Genomic DNA, 20,715 nt, shown 5'->3' with positions numbered 1-20,715 from the left:
CCGCTCAGGAGGTATCCACCGCATGGCCCATCAGCTGAAGGCCGTCCTCGACGGTTGGCGCAACTCCCTGCTGGACATGGGCGGGCGCAATCGGCTGCTGAACTTCCGTCACACCAGAACGGCGACTCTGGAGATAACCTCGCCCGGCGCCGGCGCTCTCCTCTCGGACCTGGCCAGGGGCTGGGAGTTCGCGCCGGTCGTGGAGGGCGTGGGCCTGGGGAAGGCGGATGACGAGGGGACCGGATCCGTCGGTGGGCGGACCCGTCCCGGGCTGGTCACTCAGAAGGTCACCCAGGCGACGCTGGACAGCTCGCTGTACCAGCTGCGCCAGAAGTCCGGCCAGATGTACAACGACTACGGCCTGTGGGTGCTGTGGCTCGGTGTCGGCATGCTCGACTGGCGCGAGGCCGATGCCCATGAGAGCAGCTCCGCACCACTGATCCTGGTCCCGGTCGAACTGCGCAGGGACAGTCAACGCCACTGGCGCCTCCACCTGGCCGGCGACCAGGACCGCATCCACAATCCGGCACTCGCGGTGAAACTGGAGCGGCTCGGTGTCGAATGGAGTCCCGTCACCGCCACCGACGTCGGTGACCTGCCCGCGGTGCTCGCCGCCGCCCACTCGGTCGCGGCCGGTCTGCAGAACTGGTCCGTGCACGAGCGGGTGGTGCTGGGCCTGTTCGCCTCCCACCGTGAGGCGATGTACCAGGACCTTCAGCAGAACGAGGACCGGATCCTCGGCCATCCGCTGGTGCGGGCCGTCGCCCTCGGCCCCGACGCGGGCCTGCCCGACGACCTGATCGCCTTCGAACCCCCGGAGCTCGACCGTATCGACGAGGTCCAGCTGCCCGAGCGGACGCCTCTGGTCCTCGACGCCGACGCCTCGCAGCGGCAGTGCATCGCCGCCGCCCTCGACAACCGCTCGTTCGTGATGAGCGGACCGCCCGGCACGGGCAAGAGCCAGACCATCACCAACATGATCGCCGCGCTCATGCACGCCGGCCGCAGCGTGCTGTTCGTCAGCGAGAAGGCCGCGGCGCTCGACGTCGTACGCAACCGGCTTCGCGGAGTGGGACTGGGAGACTCCGTCATGGCGTTGCACAGCGGTGACACGAGCAAGAAGGCGGTCGCCACCGAACTCGCCCGGGTGCTGACCACCGAGGCCCGTGTCACCGGAGCCGCCGAGCACGAGCTTGAGCGGGCCCGGCAGCTGCGCGTAGAGCTCTCCGCCTACGCCGCCGCCATGAACCAGACCCGGGAGCCGCTCCAGCGCACCCTGCACGACGTCCTCGGACGCCTCGTGCTGCTGGAACAGTCCAGCATCCCCAACCTGCCGCTCGCTGCCGAGAACGCCAAGGTCGTCCGCACGCTGACCGCGGGTGGCCTGCAGGAACTCGCCGCCGCCTCTCAGGCGGTCGCCCGTGCCTGGCGCCCGGCGGCCGAGGGCGATGCCTTCCCCTGGCGCGGCCTGGTCGGCACCTCCGCGCATCAGGTGGTGTCCGAGGCCGCCGGCGCCCTCGATGCCCTGCTGAAGGCGACAGGCCGCCGCCCCTTCGCCGGCACCCAGGACGAACCCCGATCCGTTCGGGAAGTCCAGCAGACCGTGCGCTCCCTCCGGGCGGGTCTCCCGGACGAGGAGGCCCCGTCCGACGGGGTCCTGTCCGACGGGGTCCTGCCGGAGGACGTCACCGCTCAGGTCGCACAGCTCGCCGACCTGTTCGGCATGCCGAAGGCGGATCGGGCCGATGCCGCGTTCGGCCTGTGCGAGCTCGCCGATCTGACGACGGCTGAGCACCGTCCTCCGCGAGGATGGTTCGACGCCGACGTCCTGGGCCGGGCGCACGCCGCGGCCGCGGAGCTACGCGGAGCGCTGGACGCCGAGACCGCTGCCCGCGCCGCCGCCGGGGACGTCTTCGGTGAGCAGGTCGTCACCTGCGCGGAACTGCCTGACCTGGTCGGGCGCTTTGCCGACCAGCACCGGGGAGTGATGGCTCGCTTCTCCTCCCAGTACAAGGCCGACCGCCGGCGCGTGGCAGAGCTGACCCGCACCGGTGCCTGGGACAAGTCGCTGGCGGGCAGGCTGGAACAGGCGCTGGCATGGCACAGCGCCGCCGCCGAAGTCACCCGCCTGGCCGACCGGCACACCGCCCTGCTGGGCCGGTACACCCCGCGAACCCAGGAAGCGTTCGCGGATCTCGACCGGGTCTTGTCCACGGCCGACCGCATCGCCGAGGTGAGCAGGGACGCCGAACGGTGCGAACCACTCGCCGACCGCCTCGCCGACGACGCCGAAGACGACCGACTCCCGGCTCTGCTCGCGGAGAACATCCGGCGCTCGCTCGGTACGTGGTGCGCGGCCGCCACCAGCCGTGCCGACCGCTGGACCCGCTCCGTGGCCGCCCTGCTCGACCTGTTCGACACGGCCCGCCGCACCCAGCTCTCGCCGTCCCTGCTGAGCTCCTTCGACCAGGCCCAGCAGTCGATCGACATCCTGCTCGCCGACCCGCAGGGCCCGGACGAGTGGCACGAGTACCTCGACGGGCTCGGCGTGCTCGCCCGGCACGGAGCGGACACCGTCGTCGCAAGCGCGGCCGAGCGGGGCATCGATCCGCACCAACTGCCCGACGTCGTCGAGCAGGCCCTGCTGCGTGCCTGGGCGGACGGCATCCTCGCCACGGACGAACGCCTGCGCAGCACGCGTTCCGACGCCCTCGACGCGCGCGTGGCCGACTTCCAGGAGGCCGACCGCCGACTGATCGCGGCCGCGGGCGGCGCGGTCATCGAGGCCTGCAACAAGCGACGTCCGCGGCGGTTCGCGGGCGGCGCCGGCGCGGTGATCGTCCGGGAGGCGGAGAAGAAGACCCGTCACATGCCCGTGCGTGAACTGCTCGGCAGGACCCGCGAGGTCGTGCAGGCGATCAAGCCGTGCTTCATGATGAGCCCGCTGACGGTCAGCCAGTTTCTGCCCGCGGACTTCCAGTTCGACGTGGTCGTCTTCGACGAGGCCTCCCAGGTTCGTCCCAGCGACGCGGTCAACTGCATCTACCGGGGGCGCACGCTCGTCGTCGCGGGTGACGACAAGCAGCTGCCGCCGACCTCCTTCTTCGACGCCTCGGTCGAGGACGACTCCGACGAGTACGCGCAGGACGTCCCGGACTCCTTCGAATCCCTGCTGCACGCCTGCAAGGCCGGCGCCATGCGGGAACTGCCGCTGCGCTGGCACTACCGCAGCCGTCACGAGAACCTGATCACCTTCAGCAACCATGAGTTCTACGACAACTCGATGGTGACCTTTCCAGGTGCCCTCGACGAGGGCAACGATGTGGGCGTCGCCTTCCTCAAGGCCGACGGCGTCTACGACCGAGGGGGACGCCGGGACAACCGCACCGAGGCGGACTTCGTGGCCCGGCGCGTCTTCCACCACTTCGACACCCGCCCGGGCAAGACCCTCGGAGTCGTCGCACTCTCCCAGGCCCAGGCCGCGGCGATCGACCAGGCCGTGCAGCAAGCGAGGCTGGCACGCCCCGATCTCGACCACTGCTTCACCGAGGACCGTCTCGACGGCTTCTTCGTCAAGAACCTGGAATCGGTACAGGGCGACGAGCGTGACGTGATGATCATGTCCGTGGGCTACGGTCCCGACGAGCACGGAAAGGTGGGGCTGAACTTCGGCCCCATCAACAAGGGCGGTGGCTGGCGCCGCCTCAACGTGGCCGTGACCCGGGCCCGTTACCGCATGGAGGTCGTCGCGTCGTTCCGCGGTACGAGTCTGGCCGACAGCGCCAATGAGAGTGTGCAGTACCTGAAGCGCTACCTCGAATACGCCGAGAGCGGACCTTCGGTTCTGGCCCGGGACGTCGTCCAGGCCGACGCCGAGCCGGACAGCCCGTTCGAGGAGTCGGTCCTGGCGGTCCTTCGAAGCTGGGGCTACCAGGTCCAGCCCCAGGTCGGCGTCGCCGGCTACCGCATCGACCTCGGAGTGCGCCATCCGGAGCTGTCCGGCGCGTACGCCCTCGGCATCGAGTGCGATGGTGCCATGTACCACTCCTCCAAGGCCGCCCGTGACCGCGACCGGCTGCGCGAGCAGGTCTTGAACGGGCTGGGCTGGCGTCTGTACCGCATCTGGGGCACCGACTGGTACCGAGGCCGCGCTGCGGCGGAGCTCCGGCTGCGGGAGGCGGTCGAGCAGGCCGTCGCCCGGGGACCTCTCACCGCCACGGCCCCGGCGCCGCCGGCCACGGTGCCGCTGCCTGCTCCCCGTTCTCCGGAACCGGCAGACTCGAAGTACGAGCGGGTACCGGTCGACACCGACGCGAAACGGGAGTGGAGCGCTCCGTACCGGCCCGGCTCGGTCGTGGTCAGCCCACGCCACGAACTGCACACGCCGGAGGCTCGGCCGGCGCTGCGCAAGCTGCTGGCACGCGTCATCGAGGCCGAGGGGCCCATCCACGAGGACCTGCTGGTGCAGCGGGCCCGCGAGGCCTGGGGTGTCGGCCGGGCGGGCAACCGCATCAGGGACAACGTGCGGGAGGTGGCGCATGCCCTGGTCCGCTCGGGTCTCGTCTCCTCGGACGGCGCCTTCTTCGACACGGAGGGACGCAGCGGGTTGCGGGCGCGGCATCCGCTGGACGGTGAGACGCCGCGCAAGGTGATACACATCGCTCCGCCGGAGCGCTACGTGGCGTTGTGCGAGCTGGCCGCGGAGTGCCCGGGTATGTCCGAGGATGAGCTGATCAAGCAGGCGTGCGAGTTCTTCGGGTGGCGTCGCACGGGCAAGGACATCCGTGACTGCCTGGCAGCGGACATCGCGGAGCTGCACCGGCAGGGAAGGCTGGAGGGCGGACCCGAACGAGTGGGCGCGGTCCGCTGAGGGACCGGGCCGGGAGGGCAGGGGCGGCGGAGGAAAGACACCCCCGCCGCCCCCACCCCTCGGTCACGGTGAAGCCGGCGGATACAGCGACCGGGGCAGCTGCGAGGCCGCCGCCGCGTCCAGCAGCCACAGGGTGCGCTGTCTGCCGTACGCACCCGCCGCCGGGGCCTGGATCTCGCCCGCGCCCGACAGGGCCATCGCCGCGGCGTTCGCCTTGTCCTCGCCGGCCGCGAGGAGCCACACCTCACGGGCCGACCGGATCGCCGGAAGGGTGAGGGTGACCCGGGTCGGCGGGGGCTTGGGGGCGCCGTGGACGCCGACCACCGTGCGGTCCGTCTCCCGTACCGCGGGCAGTTCCGGGAAGAGCGAGGCCACGTGCGTGTCCGGGCCGACGCCCAGGAGCAGGACGTCGAACGTGGGCACCGAGCCGTGGTTCTCGGGACCGGCCGCCCGGGCCAGTTCCTCGGCGTAACCGGCCGCCGCCGCCTCCACGTCGGCGCCGTACGGACCGTCCGACGCGGGCATGGCGTGCACGCGCTTCGGGTCCAGCGGCACCGCGCCCAGCAGCGCCTCACGGGCCTGGGTGACGTTGCGCTCCGGGTCCCCCTCGGGGAGGAAGCGCTCGTCGCCCCACCAGATGTCGAGGCGGCTCCAGTCGATGGCGTCGCGGGCGGGGGCGGCAGCCAGGGCGGCCAGCAGGCCGTTGCCGTTGCGGCCGCCGGTGAGCACCACGGAGGCGAAGCCGCGCGAGGACTGCGCGTCCACGATCTTGGTGATCAGCCGGGCCGCGGCGGCCTGCGCCATCAGTTCCTTGTCGCGGTGCACGACCAGCTGCGGGGTGCTCACTTCGCCGCCTTCTTCGCAAGAGCCGAAGGCGTGGCCTTCTTGGCGGCCGTCTGCTCCGGCGGCGCCGCGGCGGCCTCCTTCGCGGGCGGAGCGGCGGGCACCTGCTCCGGCACCGCGTTCAGCCGGTCCACCCCGTACCGCAGCGCCGAGGCGTACGTGTCGTCCGGGTCGAGCCGGCGCAGCTCCTCCGCGATCAGCTCGGCCGTGTCACGCCGCTTGAGCGCCACCGCGCGGTCGGGCTGGCCCTCGATGGACAGCGTGGCCAGCGAGCCGTCCGCGCGGTCCAGGGCGATCGGACCGCCGCTGGTGTCCAGGCGGACCGCGGTGAGGCCGGGGCCGGCGGACAGCGACCGCCTGACGGGCACGTCCAGCCGGTCCGCCAGCCACATCGCGAGCAGCTCGCAGCTCGGGTTGAACTCCTCGCCCTCCACCTCGACGGCCTTCACCTCGCACACGACCTGGTCCAGTGCCGCGGCCAGCATCGAGCGCCAGGGCGTGATGCGGGTCCAGGACAGGTCCGTGTCGCCGGGCGTGTAGGCGTCGGCGCGGGCGGACAGCTCCCGCACCGGCTGCTCGGCCGCGTAGGTGTCGGTGACCCGGCGCTGGGCGAGGGCGCCCAGCGGGTCCTGGGCCGGGTCGAGCGGGGCGTTCACCGGCCACCAGACGACCACCGGGGCGTCCGGCAGCAGCAGCGGCAGGACGACCGAGTCGGCGTGGTCGGAGACCTCGCCGTACAGCCGCAGCACCACCGTCTCGCCGGAGCCCGCGTCCGCGCCCACCCGCACCTCGGCGTCCAGCCGCGAGGACGTGCGGTCGCGGGGGGAGCGCGAGACCCGCTTGATGACCACGAGCGTGCGCGAGGGGTGCTCGTGCGAGGCGTCGCTGGCGGCCTTCAGCGCGTCGTACGCGTTCTCCTCGTCGGTGACGATGACCAGGGTCAGCACCATGCCGACGGCGGGTGTACCGATGGCCCGGCGGCCCTGCACCAGCGCCTTGTTGATCTTGCTGGCCGTGGTGTCCGTGAGGTCTATCTTCATGGCCGGCGCCAGCTCCGTCCGTCTCGTGCGAGCATCTCGTCGGCCTCCGCGGGACCCCAGGTGCCCGACGGATACTGCGCGGGCTTGCCGTGCTTGTCCCAGTGCTCCTCGATCGGGTCGAGGATCTTCCAGGAGAGCTCGACCTCCTCCGTGCGCGGGAAGAGGTTGGCGTCACCGAGCAGCACGTCCAGGATCAGGCGCTCGTACGCCTCCGGGCTGGACTCCGTGAACGACTCGCCGTAGGCGAAGTCCATGGACACGTCCCGGATCTCCATCGAGGTGCCCGGCACCTTGGAGCCGAAGCGGACCGTGATGCCCTCGTCGGGCTGGACGCGGATGACGACCGCGTTCTGGCCCAGCTCCTCCGTCGCCGTGTGGTCGAAGGGGGAGTGCGGGGCCCGCTGGAAGACGACCGCGATCTCGGTGACCCGGCGGCCCAGGCGCTTGCCGGTGCGCAGGTAGAAGGGGACGCCCGCCCAGCGGCGGTTGTCGATCCCCACCCGGATCGCCGCGTAGGTGTCGGTCTTCGACTTGGGGTCGATCCCGTCTTCCTGCAGGTAGCCGATGACCTTCTCGCCGCCCTGCCAGCCCGCCGCGTACTGCCCGCGTACGGTGTGCGCGCCCAGGTCCTTCGGCAGCCGTACCGCGCCGAGCACCTTCTCCTTCTCCGCGGCCAGCGCGTCCGCGTCGAAGGAGGCGGGCTCCTCCATGGCCGTGAGGGCCATGAGCTGGAGCAGGTGGTTCTGGATGACGTCCCGGGCGGCGCCGATGCCGTCGTAGTAGCCGGCCCGGCCGCCGACGCCGATGTCCTCGGCCATGGTGATCTGCACGTGGTCCACGAAGGACCGGTTCCAGATCGGTTCGAACATCTGGTTGGCGAAGCGCAGCGCCAGGATGTTCTGGACGGTCTCCTTGCCGAGGTAGTGGTCGATCCGGAACACCTGGTCCGGCTCGAACACCTCGTGCACGACCTTGTTCAGCTCCTCGGCCGACTTCAGGTCGTGGCCGAACGGCTTCTCGATGACCGCGCGCCGCCAGGAACCGCCCTCCTGGTCGGTCAGGCCGTGCTTCTTCAGCTGCTGGATGACCACCGGGAAGGAGCGCGGCGGCACGGACAGGTAGAAGGCGAAGTTGCCGCCCGTGCCCTGTGCCTTGTCCAGCTCGTCGATCGTGGCACGCAGCCGCTCGAAAGCGTCGTCGTCGTCGAAGGTGCCCTGGACGAAGCGCATCCCCTGGATGAGCTGCTGCCAGACCTCCTCGCGGAACGGCGTACGGGCGTGCTCCTTGACGGCGTCGTGGACCTCCTGCGCGAAGTCCTCGTTCGCCCACTCGCGGCGGGCGAAGCCCACCAGCGAAAAACCCGGCGGAAGCAGACCACGGTTCGCGAGGTCGTACACCGCGGGCATCAGCTTTTTACGTGACAAATCGCCCGTGACGCCGAAGATGACCAGGCCCGACGGCCCCGCGATACGCGGGAGCCGTCGGTCTGCGGGGTCACGCAGCGGGTTGCTGCTCGACAAGGTTTCAGCCCTCCGAGGGGGCGAGGCGCTCCAGTACGGCCTCGGTCGACTTCAGCAGGTCGTTCCAGGACGCCTCGAACTTCTCGACGCCCTCGTCCTCCAGTACCTGGACCACGTCGTCGTACGAGATCCCGAGCTTCTCGACGGCGTCGATCTCCGCACGGGCCTGCTCGTAGGTGCCGGCGATGGTGTTGCCGCGGATGTCACCGTGGTCGGCGACGGCGTCCAGGGTGGCCTCCGGCATGGTGTTCACCGTGTTCGGTGCGACCAGGTCGTCGACGTACATGGTGTCCTTGTACGCCGGGTCCTTCACACCGGTCGAGGCCCACAGCGGACGCTGCTTGTTGGCGCCCGCGTTCTCCAGCGCGCTCCAGCGGTCGGAGGAGAAGACCTCCTCGTAGGCCTCGTAGGCGAGACGCGCGTTGGCGATGGCGGCCTTGCCGCGCAGCGCCTTGGCCTCAGGGGTGCCCAGGGCGTCGAGCCGCTTGTCGATCTCGGTGTCCACACGGGACACGAAGAAGGACGCCACCGAACGGATCAGCGAGATGTCGAGGCCACGCTCCTTCGCCTTCTCCAGACCGGCCAGGTAGGCGGCCATGACCTCGCGGTAGCGCTCCAGCGAGAAGATCAGCGTGACGTTGACGCTGATGCCGAGGCCGATGACCTCGGTGATCGCCGGCAGACCCGCCTTGGTGGCCGGGATCTTGATGAGCGTGTTGGGGCGGTCGACCAGCCAGGCCAGCTGCTTGGCCTCGGCGATCGTCGCCTTCGTGTTGTGCGCCAGACGCGGGTCGACCTCGATCGACACGCGCCCGTCCCGGCCGCCGGAGGCGTCGAACACGGGGCGCAGGATGTCGGCGGCGTCGCGGACGTCCGCCGTGGTGATCATGCGGATCGCCTCGTCGACGGTGACCTTGCGGGCGGCGAGGTCCGCCACCTGCTGCTCGTAACCGTCGCCCGAAGAGATTGCCTTCTGGAAGATCGTCGGGTTGGTGGTGACGCCCACGACGTGCTGCTGGTCGATCAGCTCGGCAAGGTTGCCGGACGTGATCCGCTTGCGCGACAGGTCGTCCAGCCAGATCGCGACGCCTTCCTCGGAGAGGCGCTTCAGTGCGTCTGTCATGGAATTACATCTCCTACGTGTCGTATATGAGCGTCAGCGCTGGGCGGCGGCGAGGGATTCCCGGGCCTTGGCGGCCACGTTCTCGGCAGTGAAGCCGAACTCCCGGAAGAGGACCTTGCCGTCGGCCGAAGCACCGAAGTGCTCCAGGGAAACGATGCGGCCGGCGTCCCCGACGTACTTGTGCCAGGTGAGGCCGATGCCCGCCTCCACCGCGACCCGCGCCTTCACGGACGGCGGAAGGACGGAGTCCCGGTACCCCTGGTCCTGCTCCTCGAACCACTCCACGGACGGCATGGACACGACCCGCGTCGGGACCCCGTCCGCCTGGAGCTGCTCACGCGCCTCGACGGCGACGTGCACCTCGGAACCGGTGGCGATCAGGATGACCTGCGGTTCACCACCCTCGGCCTCGAAGAGGACGTAACCGCCGCGCGCGGCGTCGTCGTTGGGCTCGTACACCGGCACACCCTGACGGGTCAGCGCGAGGCCGTGCGGGGCGCCCTTGCCGAACTCCTTGGTGTAGCGGCCGAGGATCTCGCGCCAGGCGATAGCGGTCTCGTTGGCGTCCGCCGGACGGACGATGTTCAGACCGGGGATCGCGCGCAGCGAGGCCAGGTGCTCGACCGGCTGGTGGGTCGGGCCGTCCTCGCCGAGGCCGATGGAGTCGTGGGTCCACACGTACGTCACCGGCAGGTGCATCAGGGCCGACAGACGCACCGCGTTGCGCATGTAGTCGGAGAAGACGAGGAACGTACCGCCGTAGATACGGGTGTTCCCGTGCAGCGCGATGCCGTTCATCTCCGCGCCCATGGAGTGCTCGCGGATGCCGAAGTGGATCGTGCGGCCGTACGGGTTCGCCTCCGTCAGCGGGTTGTCCGCCGGAAGGAACGAGCTGTCCTTGTCGATCGTGGTGTTGTTCGACCCGGCGAGGTCGGCGGAGCCGCCCCACAGCTCGGGGACGACCGCGCCCAGCGCCTGCAGCACCTTGCCGGAGGCCGCGCGGGTGGCGATGCCCTTGCCCGGCTCGAAGACCGGGAGCTTCTCCTCCCAGCCGGTGGGCAGTTCGCCCTTGCTGATGCGGTCGAACTCGGTGGCGCGCTCGGCGTTGCTGTCGCGCCAGAGCTGGAAGGACTTCTCCCACTCGGCCTTCGCCTGGGCACCCCGGTCGAGGGCCTCGCGGGTGTGGGCGATGACCTCGTCGGCGACCTCGAAGGTCTGCTCCGGGTCGAAGCCGAGGACGCGCTTGGTGGCCGCGACCTCGTCGTCGCCGAGCGCCGAGCCGTGGGCGGCCTCGGTGTTCTGCGCGTTCGGGGCGGGCCAGGCGATGATCGAGCGCATCGCGATGAAGGACGGCTTGTCCGTCACCTTCTTCGCGGCCTCGATCGCGTTGTAGATGGCGTGCGGGTCGAGGTCGCCGTCCGGCTTCGGGGCGATCCGCTGCACGTGCCAGCCGTACGCCTCGTACCGCTTGACGGTGTCCTCGGAGACGGCCGTCTCGGTGTCGCCCTCGATCGAGATGTGGTTGTCGTCCCACAGCATGATCAGGTTGCCGAGCTTCTGGTGGCCCGCGAGCGAGGACGCCTCGGCGGAGATGCCCTCCTGGAGGCAGCCGTCACCCGCGATGACGTACACGAAGTGGTCGAAGGGGGATTCACCCTGAGGGGCGGCCGGGTCGAACAGGCCGCGCTCGTAACGGGCGGCCATGGCCATGCCCACCCCGTTGGCGACACCCTGACCGAGCGGACCGGTCGTCGTCTCGACGCCCTTGGTGTGCCCGTACTCCGGGTGGCCCGGGGTCTTCGAGCCCCAGGTGCGGAAGGACTTCAGGTCGTCCAGCTCCAGACCGAAACCGGCCAGGTAGAGCTGCGTGTAGAGGGTCAGGGACGAGTGGCCGGCGGACAGCACGAAACGGTCGCGCCCGACCCACTCGGGGTCGGCCGGGTCGTGCCGCATCACCTTCTGGAAGAGGGTGTAGGCGGCCGGAGCCAGGCTCATCGCCGTACCGGGATGGCCGTTGCCGACCTTCTGTACGGCATCTGCGGCCAGGACCCGGGCGGTGTCCACGGCCCGCTGGTCCAGCTCGGTCCACTCGAGGTCTGTGGTGGTCGGCTTGGTGCTCACCCTGAGTCAGGGCTCCTCTCCACATGTCGGTCGCCGGTCTTCCGGGCACGCGCCCACCGGCTGCCGGTGCACTGGGTGCCCACCGGCCTTTGCTGAGCCTACCCCCGTAAAGACGTGCGTTTTTTCGAGTCATTCCAGACTGCCGGGCCTTGCGGCGATTCGCCTCCCGACCACTCCGGATCGCATTCGGCACATGAATACGGAGCCGCTCATCTGACTGCTCAATCGAGCCGTAGGGCTCCTCGGACGGCATGCCCTCCAACACGACCCCACACGACCCCACCCCCGCGAATGTCAGGGTCTGGGCAACGTCTACAGTGGCGTGGTACGCGCGAGCCTTTACCGTCAGTTCACACGGAGGGGCTCGCTGGGATGTCTCTGTCAGGGGTGTGCGTGACGGCCGTCGAATCCCGTCCAGCGGGGGTGCTCGGTGCGAGCCAGAGCCCGAGCCACCGGCCGTTCGGGGCCCGTGTCAAGGCTTTCGTGGCTCTGACCAAGCCGCGGATCATCGAGCTGCTGCTGATCACCACCGTTCCGGTGATGTTCCTGGCGCAGCAGGGCGTGCCGGACCTCGGCCTGGTGCTGCTGACGTGTATCGGCGGCTACCTCTCCGCGGGCGGCGCCAACGCGCTGAACATGTACATCGACCGCGACATCGACGCGCTGATGGACCGTACGTCGCAGCGCCCGCTGGTCACCGGCATGGTCAGCCCGCGCGAGTGCCTCGCCTTCGGCATCACGCTGGCCGTCGTCTCGACGCTGCTGTTCGGGTTCACCGTCAACTGGCTGTCCGCCTGGCTGGCCCTCGGAGCGCTCCTCTTCTACGTCGTCGTCTACACGATGATCCTCAAACGGCGTACCTCGCAGAACATCGTGTGGGGCGGCATCGCCGGCTGCCTGCCGGTGCTGATCGGCTGGTCGTCCGTCACGAACTCCATGTCGTGGGCGCCGGTCATCCTGTTCCTGGTGATGTTCTTCTGGACGCCGCCGCACTACTGGCCGCTGTCCATGAAGGTGAAGGACGACTACGCGCGCGTGGGCGTGCCGATGCTCCCGGTCGTCGCCTCCAACAAGGTCGTCGCCAAGCAGATCGTCATCTACAGCTGGGTGATGGTCGGCGTCTCGCTGCTGCTGACCCCGCTCGGCTACACGGGCTGGTTCTACACGCTGGTCGCGCTGGCGGCGGGCGGCTGGTGGCTGCGGGAGGCGCACGCGCTGCAGAACCGCGCGAAGGCGGAGGCGACGGGCGTGAAGCTGAAGGAGATGCGGCTGTTCCACTGGTCCATCACCTATGTGTCGCTGCTGTTCGTGGCGGTGGCGGTCGATCCGTTCCTGCGGTAAGAGCCTCTCGTACGTCCTATACGTTCATACGTCCTGTACGTCGTACGGGCGGGGTCCGTGGTCAAGGCCACGCACCCCGCCCGTCGCCGTTTGAGCTACTCGTCGGTAGCATCCTGACCATGGCAGACACGCAGCAGGTTGACCCGAAGGCCGAGCGCAAGGCGGCGCGCCTTGCCCAGCAGATCAGCGCCTTCTCCAAGGCGCACGGCGGGGCCGAGGGCCAGGTGGCGTACATCGGCGAGCGCGGCGCCCGGATCGTGCTCGTCGGCGAGGACGGCGGCTGGGGCGACCTGGTGGCGCCCAGCTACGCGATCGCCGAGAAGGCGGTGGAGAAGGCCGGGATCACCGTCCACGAGGCGTTCGACGGCGAGTTCGCCGCCAAGGTGACGACGGGCCCGTACGAGTGGAAGCGGATGGCGGGCATCCAGGTCGGCGGTCCGAGCAACAGCTGAATCTCGGAGCAACACCTGACACCCGGTTCACCCGTTAGGACCTGAGAGAGGACGAGGTCCAGTCACACGGGGAGCCCGGATGATCGAAACGCCGTCCCTGGTGGACCAGTACTGCCACGGCGTACTGAGGACGGAGCTGGGTCTTGGCACGTTCGAGGCCCAGCTCGCCCGGACCGAGGGGCCACCAGCCCCCGGTACCACGCTCTTCGACACCCAGACGGGTTTCGCCGTGCGCCGCTGGTGTCCGCCGCTGCTCGGCCTGGAGCCGCACTGTCCACCCGCCCGTTATCTCGCACGGCGTCGTGAAATCGGCGTACTGGAAGCGGGCCGCCGTCTGCTGCGCGGCAGCGGGATCACGACCTATCTGGTCGACGCCGGGCTGCCCGGCGACCTCACGGGCCCTGCCGAGATGGCCTCCGCCGGTGCCGCCGAAGCCCGCGAGATCGTGCGGCTGGAACTCCTCGCCGAGCAGGTCGCCGACACCTCCGGGACTGTCGAGTCGTTCCTCGCCAACCTCGCCGAGTCCGTGCACGGGGCCGCCGCGAGCGCCGTCGCCTTCACCTCCGTGGCGGGCGTACGGCACGGTCTCGCGCTGGCGCCGGAGCCGCCCGGACCGGGGGAGGTACGGGGCGCGGCGGGCCGCTGGCTGGCCGGGCGCCGGGTCGGTGGCGAACTGACCGACCCGGTGCTGCTACGGCACCTGCTGTGGATCGCCGTCGCCTCGGGCCTCCCGCTCCAGCTGCATGCCGGGCTGGGGGAGCCGGGGGCGCGCATCGACCGTACGGACCCGGTTCTGCTGACGGACTTCGTACGGGCCACCGCGGGCCTGGGCACGGACCTGGTCCTGCTGCACGGCTACCCCTACCACCGCCACGCCGCCCACCTGGCCGGCGTCTTCCCGCACGTCTTCGCCGACTCGGGCGCCGCCCTCGTGCGCACCGGCGCCCGCGCGGCGACGGTCCTCGCCGAGATCCTGGAGCTGGCCCCCTTCGGCAAGATCCTCTTCTCCAGCGGCGCCCACGGGCTGCCCGAACTGCACGTCGTCGGCGCACACCTGTTCCGCGAGTCCCTCCGCCGGGTGCTGGGCGCCTGGGTCGCCGAGGGCGCGTGGTCGCTGACGGACGCACAACGGGTGGCCCGGCTGATCGCGGAGGGGAACGCGCGGCGGGTCTACGGGCTCGGGTGAGCTGTACGGACCGGGGCCCGTCAGGAGAACGGCAGCGCCCCGGACCTCATCGCGGCCGCATGCCCTCGGCCGGTGCCGCGCCGACTCACGCGCGCGTGCCGACCTGCGCCTGAGCCGTGGGGCCGGGCAGGTCCGCCACCAGGTCGGGACGCTCCCGCAGCGACAGCAGCACCCGGAGCACCCAGATCCACATCACGGCGGAGCCGAGCATGTGTACGGCGACCAGGGCCTCGGGCAGGTGGGTGAAGTACTGGACATAGCCGATCACGCCCTGGGCCAGCAGTACGACGAACAGCTCGCGTGTCCGGTTCAGCGGCCCCTTGGGCGCGTCCACCGCCTTCAGGACGAACCACAGCGCGAAGGTCAGCGTCACCACGATCCACGCGAGCACGGCGTGCAGCTTGGAGACCGTCTCCCAGTCGATCGGGATCCGCTCGACCTCGCTGGAGTCACCCGCGTGCGGACCGGCGCCGGTCACCACCGTGCCGACCGCGATGAGCAGGACGGACGCGGCGACGAGGAACCACACCAGCTGCTGGACCGCCTTGCCGACCAGCGGACGCGGCGCCCCGTCACCCTCCCGGGTGCGCTGCCACATCACCGTGGCGACGGTGATGAGCCCGGACGTGAGCAGGAAGTGGGCCGCGACCGTGTACGGGTTGAGACCGACCAGGACCACGATCCCGCCGAGCACCGCGTTGCCCATGACCACCCAGAACTGTGCCCACCCGAGCCGGGTCAGGCTGCGCCGCCGCGGCTTCTGGGAGCGCGCGGCGATGATCGCCCAGCCGACGGCCGCGCACAGCACGTACGTCAGCATGCGGTTGCCGAACTCTATGGCGCCGTGGAAGCCCATCGCGCTGGTGGTGGTCAGCGAGTCGTCGGTGCAGGTGGGCCAGGTCGGGCAGCCCAGGCCCGAGCCGGTCAGCCGTACGGCACCGCCGGTGACCACGAGGATCACCGCCATGACGAGTGCGGCGAGGGCCGCCCGCTGGACCGTCCGAGGGGTCGGGGTCCAGCGTTCGGCGATGAAGGCGAGCGGGTTGCGCAGGGCCGCTTCGGCGTCGGCGCGGGTCAGCTTTGGCACGTGCACCATGGTAGGCCGCCGCTTGTGCATGCTTTCACGAGGGGCACCCGTACGCGTCCACGAGGGGCACCCCTACGCGGGTCACTCCCAGCGGAAGAGCTTCCCTGCCGCCGCCAGTCCCACGACCGCCCACACGGCCAGGATCCCCAGGTCGCCCCAGGGCATTCCGGCCCCGTGCTGCAGCACGTCCCGCAGTCCGTCCGACAGCGCCGAGATCGGCAGCAGACCCAGCACGTCCTGGACGCCGGACGGGAACTTGTCCAGCGGGACGATCACCCCGCCGCCGACGAGCAGCAGCAGGAACACCAGGTTGGCGGCCGCGAGCGTGGCCTCCGCCTTAAGCGTGCCCGCCATCAGCAGGCCGAGTCCGGAGAAGGCCGCCGTGCCGAGGACCAGCAGGAGCAGGACGGCGAGGGGGTTGCCGTGCGGCGACCAGCCCAGCGCGAAGGCGATCACCGTCAGCAGGATCACCTGGAGGACCTCCGTGACCAGCACGGACGCCGTCTTCGCGGCCATCAGGCCCCAGCGGGGCAACGGGGACGAGGCCAACCGCTTCAGCACGCCGTAGCGGCGCTCGAAGCCGGTCGCGATGGCCTGGCCCGTGAAGGCGGTCGACATCACGGCGAGGGCGAGGATGCCGGGGGTGAGGAAGTCGACGGCCTTGCCGGCGCCGGTGTCGACGATGTCCACGGAGCCGAAGAGCGCGAGCAGCAGCGTCGGGATCACGACCGTCAGCAGCAGCTGCTCGCCGTTGCGCAGCAGCATCCTCGTCTCCAGCCCCGCCTGCGCCGCGATCATGCGGGGCAGGGGCGCCGCGCCGGGCTTGGGGGTGTAGGTACCCGCGGTGGTCACGAGCGCAGCTCCTTGCCGGTGAGCTCCAGGCTGTGTCTTCCCGGGGGGCAACCCCCGGACCCCCGGCCGAGATGTGTGCCGGCCGCAATCATGAGCGCAACTCCTTGCCCGTGAGCTCCAGGCTGTGTCTTCCCGGGGGGCAACCCCCGGACCCCCGGCCGAGATGTGTGCCGGCCGCAATCATGAGCGCAACTCCTTGCCCGTGAGCTCCAGAAAGACGTCTTCGAGTGTGTGCCGCTCGACCGAGATCCGGTCCGGCATCACCCCGTGCTGGGCGCACCACGAGGTCACCGTCGCGAGCAGCTGCGGGTCGACCTTGCCGACCACCCGGTACGAGCCCGGCGTCAGCTCGGCGGCCGTGCAGTCGGCGGGGAGTGCCTTGAGCAGCGAGCTGACGTCGAGGCCGGGACGGCCGGTGAAGCGCAGGGTGTTCTCGGCGCCGCCGCGGCACAGCTCCTCGGGGGAGCCCTGGGCGATCACCTGGCCCGCGTCGATGATCGCGACGTCGTCGGCGAGCTGCTCGGCCTCGTCCATGTAGTGGGTCGTGAGGATCACGGAGACGCCGTCGGTGCGCAGGTCGCGCACCAGGTCCCAGGTGGCCCGGCGGGCCTGCGGGTCGAGGCCGGCCGTCGGCTCGTCCAGGAAGACCAGCTCCGGGCGCCCCACCACGGCCATGGCCAGCGCCAGCCGCTGCTGCTGTCCGCCGGACAGGCGCCGGTACGACGTCCGGCCGCAGCTGCCGAGCCCGAGCCGTTCGATCAGCGCGTCGACGTCCAGCGGATGCGCGTGCAGTCTGGCCACGTGCCGCAGCATCTCGTCCGCCCGCGCGCCCGAGTAGACGCCGCCGGACTGGAGCATCACGCCGATACGGGGCCGCAGCTCCTCGGTCTGTCCGACGGGGTCGAGGCCCAGGACGCGCACCGTGCCGGAGTCCGGCTTCCGGTACCCCTCGCAGGTCTCGACCGTGGTCGTCTTTCCCGCCCCGTTGGGACCGAGTACGGCGGTCACTCCCGCCTGGGCCACCAGGTCTAGGCCGTTCACCGCGGTCTTCGGGCCGTACCGCTTCACCAGGGCCTGGACCTGGACCACGGGCTCACTTCGCATGGGACCAGAGTCTAGGTAGGCGTGCCGTCACTCAGACGGGCGGGTGCAGGAACTCCTCCGCACGGGGACGGTGCAGCGGCAGCCACCTCTCCGCGTAGGCGACCGCGTCCGCCACGGGGAACAGCCGTACCTCGGCCGCCCCCGCCGTCCCGCGGACCACGGGCCGGTCCCGTTCGAAGTCGTGGCCGAGCTCGTCGAACCGCTCCGAGGTGATCGACACCTCGGTCACCACCTCCCAGCCGCCTCCGGGAGCCGGCCGGCCCACCGCGACGAGCGGCGCGGGTATGCGGTACTCGGCCAGGTGGAAGCTGGTGCACGCGTCGTAGCCCGCGCCGAGCATCAGCACCCGGGCGCCCCGCTCCTCCAGGCGGGCCAGGGGGCTGCGCTCGCCGAGCCGGCAGTCGGGGGCATGGCCCTCGACGATCTCCGCCGCGTGCCGGCCGAGGGCCGCGAACGAGGTCTGCGGGTGGGCGCTGCGCAGGGCGCCCGGCCAGGTGCGCACGGTCTCCGGGATCACGCCCACCCCGCGCGAAGGGGTGACCGACGGGTCGTACTCGGGCATGCTCGCCCTGATCCGCTCCCACCATTCCCGGGGTACCGGCGGGTTCCCCCACAGGGCCGGGTCGGACAGGTCGCCGGACTGGGTGGGGACGACCAGGGTGCCGTCCGGGCCGAGGGCGTCGAGCAGTCCCTGGACCACGGCGACGGGGCCGCCGCAGACCCAGCCGAGTGCGCTGAGCGAGGAGTGGACCAGCAGGGTCTCGCCGCTCCCGACACCCAGCGCGCGCAGCTGCGCGGAGAGTGTGTCGCGGGTGACAAGAGGGCCGGTCGGAGCGGGGATGGGCATGGTTCGGGAGTGTTCCCGAAGAGCCCGGCCGGTGCCACCGATTTGGCCGCCCGAAGATCGTTTCCGCAGGTCGGATTAGGTATGCCTAAGTGATGCAGGGCACCGTCCGTACGGACGGGTGCGGCTTGTCAGGCTCTGAGGAATTACGCAACAATGGCGTTGTGAAAAACGTCGGCGAGGTTCGGGAGACCCCCTCGGGGGCCCCTCACGAGGAGCTCGCGACCGGTGAGCGCTCGACGCGCAACCGTGTCGCGCGGTCCATCCTGGACCACGGCCCGTCGACCGTCGCCGAGCTCGCCGGACGACTGGGCCTGACCCAGGCGGCCGTACGGCGCCACCTGGACGCGCTGGTCGCCGACGACGTCGTGGAGGCGCGCGAGCAGCGCGTGTACGGCGCGCGCACGCGAGGCCGTCCCGCCAAGGTCTTCGCGCTCACCGACTGCGGACGTGACGCCTTCGACCAGTCGTACGACACGCTCGCCACGGACGCGCTCCGCTGGATCGCCGAGCAGGAGGGCGGCCAGGAGGCGGTCGCCGCTTTCGCCCGTGCGCGGATCGCCGCGCAGGCGAGCGCGTACCGCAAGGCGATCGAGAGCGTCACCCCCGACAAGCGCGCCGAAGCGCTGGCCAAGGCCTTGAGCGTCGACGGGTACGCTGCTACGGCGCGCAGCGCACCGGTCGGCGAGCAGCTGTGCCAGCACCACTGCCCGGTCGCCCACGTCGCGGAGCAGTTCCCCCAGCTGTGTGAGGCGGAGACGGAGATCTTCGCCGAGCTGCTCGGAACGCACGTCCAGCGACTGGCGACCATCGCCCACGGCGACGGCGTCTGCACGACGTTCATCCCCAAGATTTCACCTGACGCATCTGCAAGCACGGCCGGGAGGAACCCCGCATGACTCTCCCCACGGAGACTGCCCACCCCGAACTCGAGGGTCTGGGCAAGTACGAATACGGCTGGGCCGACTCCGACGAGGCCGGCGCCTCTGCGAAGCGTGGTCTGAACGAGGACGTGGTCCGGGACATCTCGGCGAAGAAGTCCGAGCCGGAGTGGATGACCAAGCTCCGCCTCAAGGGCCTGCGCCTCTTCGAGAAGAAGCCCATGCCGAACTGGGGCTCGGACCTGTCGGGCATCGACTTCGACAACATCAAGTACTTCGTGCGCTCCACGGAGAAGCAGGCGGAGTCCTGGGAGGACCTGCCCGAGGACATCAAGAACACGTACGACAAGCTCGGCATCCCCGAGGCGGAGAAGCAGCGCCTCGTGGCCGGTGTCGCGGCCCAGTACGAGTCGGAGGTCGTCTACCACCAGATCCGCGAGGACCTGGAGGAGCAGGGCGTCATCTTCCTCGACACCGACACCGCGCTGAAGGAGCACCCGGAGCTCTTCAAGGAGTACTTCGGCACCGTCATCCCGGTCGGTGACAACAAGTTCGCCTCCCTGAACACCGCCGTGTGGTCCGGTGGCTCCTTCATCTACGTCCCGCCGGGCGTCCACGTGGAGATCCCGCTCCAGGCCTACTTCCGCATCAACACGGAGAACATGGGCCAGTTCGAGCGGACCCTGATCATCGTCGACGAGGGTGCCTACGTGCACTACGTCGAGGGCTGCACGGCCCCGATCTACAAGTCGGACTCGCTGCACAGCGCCGTGGTCGAGATCATCGTCAAGAAGAACGCCCGCTGCCGCTACACGACCATCCAGAACTGGTCGAACAACGTCTACAACCTGGTCACCAAGCGCGCCGTCGCCTACGAGGGCGCGACCATGGAGTGGATCGACGGCAACATCGGCTCCAAGGTGACGATGAAGTACCCGGCCGTCTACCTGATGGGCGAGCACGCCAAGGGCGAGACCCTCTCCATCGCCTTCGCGGGCGAGGGCCAGCACCAGGACGCCGGTTCCAAGATGGTCCACATGGCGCCGAACACCTCGTCCAACATCGTCTCCAAGTCGGTGGCGCGCGGCGGCGGCCGTACCTCGTACCGCGGCCTGGTCGAGATCGGCGAGGGCGCCCACGGCTCGAAGTCGAACGTGCTGTGCGACGCGCTGCTGGTCGACACCATCTCCCGCTCCGACACGTACCCCTACGTGGACGTCCGCGAGGACGACGTGTCCATGGGCCACGAGGCGACCGTCTCCAAGGTCTCCGAGGACCAGCTCTTCTACCTGATGAGCCGCGGTCTGACCGAGTTCGAGGCGATGGCGATGATCGTGCGCGGCTTCGTCGAGCCGATCGCCAAGGAACTGCCGATGGAGTACGCGCTGGAGCTCAACCGGCTGATCGAGCTGCAGATGGAAGGCGCGGTCGGTTAATCCCCGAGCCGCAGT

General features: G+C 70.3%; 15 protein-coding genes. 6 read left to right on the top strand and 9 right to left on the bottom strand.

All coding sequences use genetic code 11. The features are described 5' to 3' along the window. Window positions 1–22 precede the first annotated feature (22 nt). Window positions 23–4,870, top strand: coding sequence for a DUF3320 domain-containing protein (locus tag ACIPSA_RS00355; RefSeq protein ID WP_402626901.1), 4,848 nt, complete (start codon window positions 23–25; stop codon window positions 4,868–4,870). A 63-nt stretch (window positions 4,871–4,933) separates the two neighbouring features. On the opposite strand, the gene pgl is transcribed toward ACIPSA_RS00355, so the two are convergent. From pgl to tkt, 5 genes are read right to left on the bottom strand one after another with little or no spacing between them, the layout of a single operon-like run. After that, on the bottom strand, window positions 4,934–5,716 hold the full coding sequence (gene pgl, locus ACIPSA_RS00350) for a 6-phosphogluconolactonase (RefSeq protein ID WP_402626898.1): 783 nt from the start codon (window positions 5,714–5,716) through the stop codon (window positions 4,934–4,936). Continuing rightward, window positions 5,713–6,753, bottom strand: a complete 1,041-nt coding sequence (gene opcA, locus ACIPSA_RS00345; protein ID WP_402626896.1) for a glucose-6-phosphate dehydrogenase assembly protein OpcA — start codon at window positions 6,751–6,753, stop codon at window positions 5,713–5,715. The genes pgl and opcA overlap by 4 nt, the downstream gene beginning before the upstream one ends. Next, the gene (zwf, locus tag ACIPSA_RS00340) at window positions 6,750–8,273 is read right to left on the bottom strand and encodes a glucose-6-phosphate dehydrogenase (RefSeq protein WP_402626894.1); all 1,524 of its coding nucleotides are present in this window, start codon (window positions 8,271–8,273) and stop codon (window positions 6,750–6,752) included. Before zwf ends, opcA begins: the two co-directional genes overlap by 4 nt. Before the next feature lie 4 nt (window positions 8,274–8,277). Further along, window positions 8,278–9,396 carry a transaldolase gene (gene tal, locus ACIPSA_RS00335; RefSeq protein ID WP_402626891.1) on the bottom strand — a complete coding sequence of 373 codons (1,119 nt, stop codon included), beginning with the start codon at window positions 9,394–9,396 and terminating at the stop codon, window positions 8,278–8,280. 33 nt (window positions 9,397–9,429) lie between these two features. Beyond that, window positions 9,430–11,517 (bottom strand): transketolase, encoded by a 2,088-nt coding sequence (tkt, locus tag ACIPSA_RS00330; protein ID WP_402626888.1) that lies wholly within the window; start codon window positions 11,515–11,517, stop codon window positions 9,430–9,432. 372 nt (window positions 11,518–11,889) lie between these two features. Here tkt and ACIPSA_RS00325 point away from each other — a divergent pair, with 372 nt between their 5' ends. The 3 genes from ACIPSA_RS00325 to ACIPSA_RS00315 all read left to right on the top strand — a co-directional run bounded on the left by ACIPSA_RS00325 (window position 11,890) and on the right by ACIPSA_RS00315 (window position 14,496). After that, window positions 11,890–12,858, top strand: coding sequence for a heme o synthase (locus tag ACIPSA_RS00325; protein ID WP_402626885.1), 969 nt, complete (start codon window positions 11,890–11,892; stop codon window positions 12,856–12,858). Window positions 12,859–12,977: 119 nt separating this feature from the next. Beyond that, a complete protein-coding gene (locus ACIPSA_RS00320; protein WP_402626882.1) occupies window positions 12,978–13,310 on the top strand; it encodes a hypothetical protein in 333 nt (110 codons plus the stop codon). A gap of 79 nt (window positions 13,311–13,389) precedes the next feature. Then, window positions 13,390–14,496: an amidohydrolase family protein gene (locus ACIPSA_RS00315; protein ID WP_402626879.1), complete on the top strand. Its 1,107-nt coding sequence runs from the start codon at window positions 13,390–13,392 to the stop codon at window positions 14,494–14,496. A gap of 85 nt (window positions 14,497–14,581) precedes the next feature. On the opposite strand, the gene ACIPSA_RS00310 is transcribed toward ACIPSA_RS00315, so the two are convergent. The 4 genes from ACIPSA_RS00310 to ACIPSA_RS00295 all read right to left on the bottom strand — a co-directional run bounded on the left by ACIPSA_RS00310 (window position 14,582) and on the right by ACIPSA_RS00295 (window position 18,386). After that, window positions 14,582–15,592: a heme A synthase gene (locus tag ACIPSA_RS00310; RefSeq protein WP_402626876.1), complete on the bottom strand. Its 1,011-nt coding sequence runs from the start codon at window positions 15,590–15,592 to the stop codon at window positions 14,582–14,584. 72 nt (window positions 15,593–15,664) lie between these two features. Then, a complete protein-coding gene (locus ACIPSA_RS00305) occupies window positions 15,665–16,381 on the bottom strand; it encodes an ABC transporter permease (protein WP_402629379.1) in 717 nt (238 codons plus the stop codon). 234 nt (window positions 16,382–16,615) lie between these two features. Then, the gene (locus ACIPSA_RS00300) at window positions 16,616–17,539 is read right to left on the bottom strand and encodes an ABC transporter ATP-binding protein (RefSeq protein WP_402626874.1); all 924 of its coding nucleotides are present in this window, start codon (window positions 17,537–17,539) and stop codon (window positions 16,616–16,618) included. 31 nt (window positions 17,540–17,570) lie between these two features. Continuing rightward, window positions 17,571–18,386: an aminoglycoside N(3)-acetyltransferase gene (locus ACIPSA_RS00295; protein WP_402626872.1), complete on the bottom strand. Its 816-nt coding sequence runs from the start codon at window positions 18,384–18,386 to the stop codon at window positions 17,571–17,573. 161 nt (window positions 18,387–18,547) lie between these two features. On the opposite strand from ACIPSA_RS00295, the gene ACIPSA_RS00290 reads away from it, so the two are divergent. Next, a complete protein-coding gene (locus ACIPSA_RS00290) occupies window positions 18,548–19,282 on the top strand; it encodes a helix-turn-helix transcriptional regulator (RefSeq protein WP_402626869.1) in 735 nt (244 codons plus the stop codon). Beyond that, window positions 19,279–20,700, top strand: coding sequence for a Fe-S cluster assembly protein SufB (sufB, locus tag ACIPSA_RS00285; RefSeq protein ID WP_386574061.1), 1,422 nt, complete (start codon window positions 19,279–19,281; stop codon window positions 20,698–20,700). Before ACIPSA_RS00290 ends, sufB begins: the two co-directional genes overlap by 4 nt. The last annotated feature ends 15 nt before the right edge of the window (window positions 20,701–20,715 follow it).

The organism is Streptomyces sp. NPDC086549 (genome assembly GCF_044746205.1).
In the GTDB taxonomy this organism is placed as follows: domain Bacteria; phylum Actinomycetota; class Actinomycetes; order Streptomycetales; family Streptomycetaceae; genus Streptomyces.
The sequence above is the reverse complement of the archived record's forward strand: the minus strand, read 5'-3'. Positions and strand labels throughout refer to the sequence as shown.

Excerpts from the sequence above, each read along its gene's own strand:
- ACIPSA_RS00295 (WP_402626872.1), bottom strand. The coding sequence starts at position 18,386 with ATGCCCATCCCCGCTCCGACCGGCCCTCTTGTCACCCGCGACACACTC.
- ACIPSA_RS00355 (WP_402626901.1), top strand. The coding sequence starts at position 23 with ATGGCCCATCAGCTGAAGGCCGTCCTCGACGGTTGGCGCAACTCCCTG.
- ACIPSA_RS00300 (WP_402626874.1), bottom strand. The coding sequence starts at position 17,539 with ATGCGAAGTGAGCCCGTGGTCCAGGTCCAGGCCCTGGTGAAGCGGTAC.
- opcA (WP_402626896.1), bottom strand. The coding sequence starts at position 6,753 with ATGAAGATAGACCTCACGGACACCACGGCCAGCAAGATCAACAAGGCG.
- ACIPSA_RS00315 (WP_402626879.1), top strand. The coding sequence starts at position 13,390 with ATGATCGAAACGCCGTCCCTGGTGGACCAGTACTGCCACGGCGTACTG.
- ACIPSA_RS00305 (WP_402629379.1), bottom strand. The coding sequence starts at position 16,381 with ATGATCGCGGCGCAGGCGGGGCTGGAGACGAGGATGCTGCTGCGCAAC.
- ACIPSA_RS00310 (WP_402626876.1), bottom strand. The coding sequence starts at position 15,592 with ATGGTGCACGTGCCAAAGCTGACCCGCGCCGACGCCGAAGCGGCCCTG.
- ACIPSA_RS00320 (WP_402626882.1), top strand. The coding sequence starts at position 12,978 with ATGGCAGACACGCAGCAGGTTGACCCGAAGGCCGAGCGCAAGGCGGCG.
- ACIPSA_RS00325 (WP_402626885.1), top strand. The coding sequence starts at position 11,890 with ATGTCTCTGTCAGGGGTGTGCGTGACGGCCGTCGAATCCCGTCCAGCG.
- tal (WP_402626891.1), bottom strand. The coding sequence starts at position 9,396 with ATGACAGACGCACTGAAGCGCCTCTCCGAGGAAGGCGTCGCGATCTGG.
- sufB (WP_386574061.1), top strand. The coding sequence starts at position 19,279 with ATGACTCTCCCCACGGAGACTGCCCACCCCGAACTCGAGGGTCTGGGC.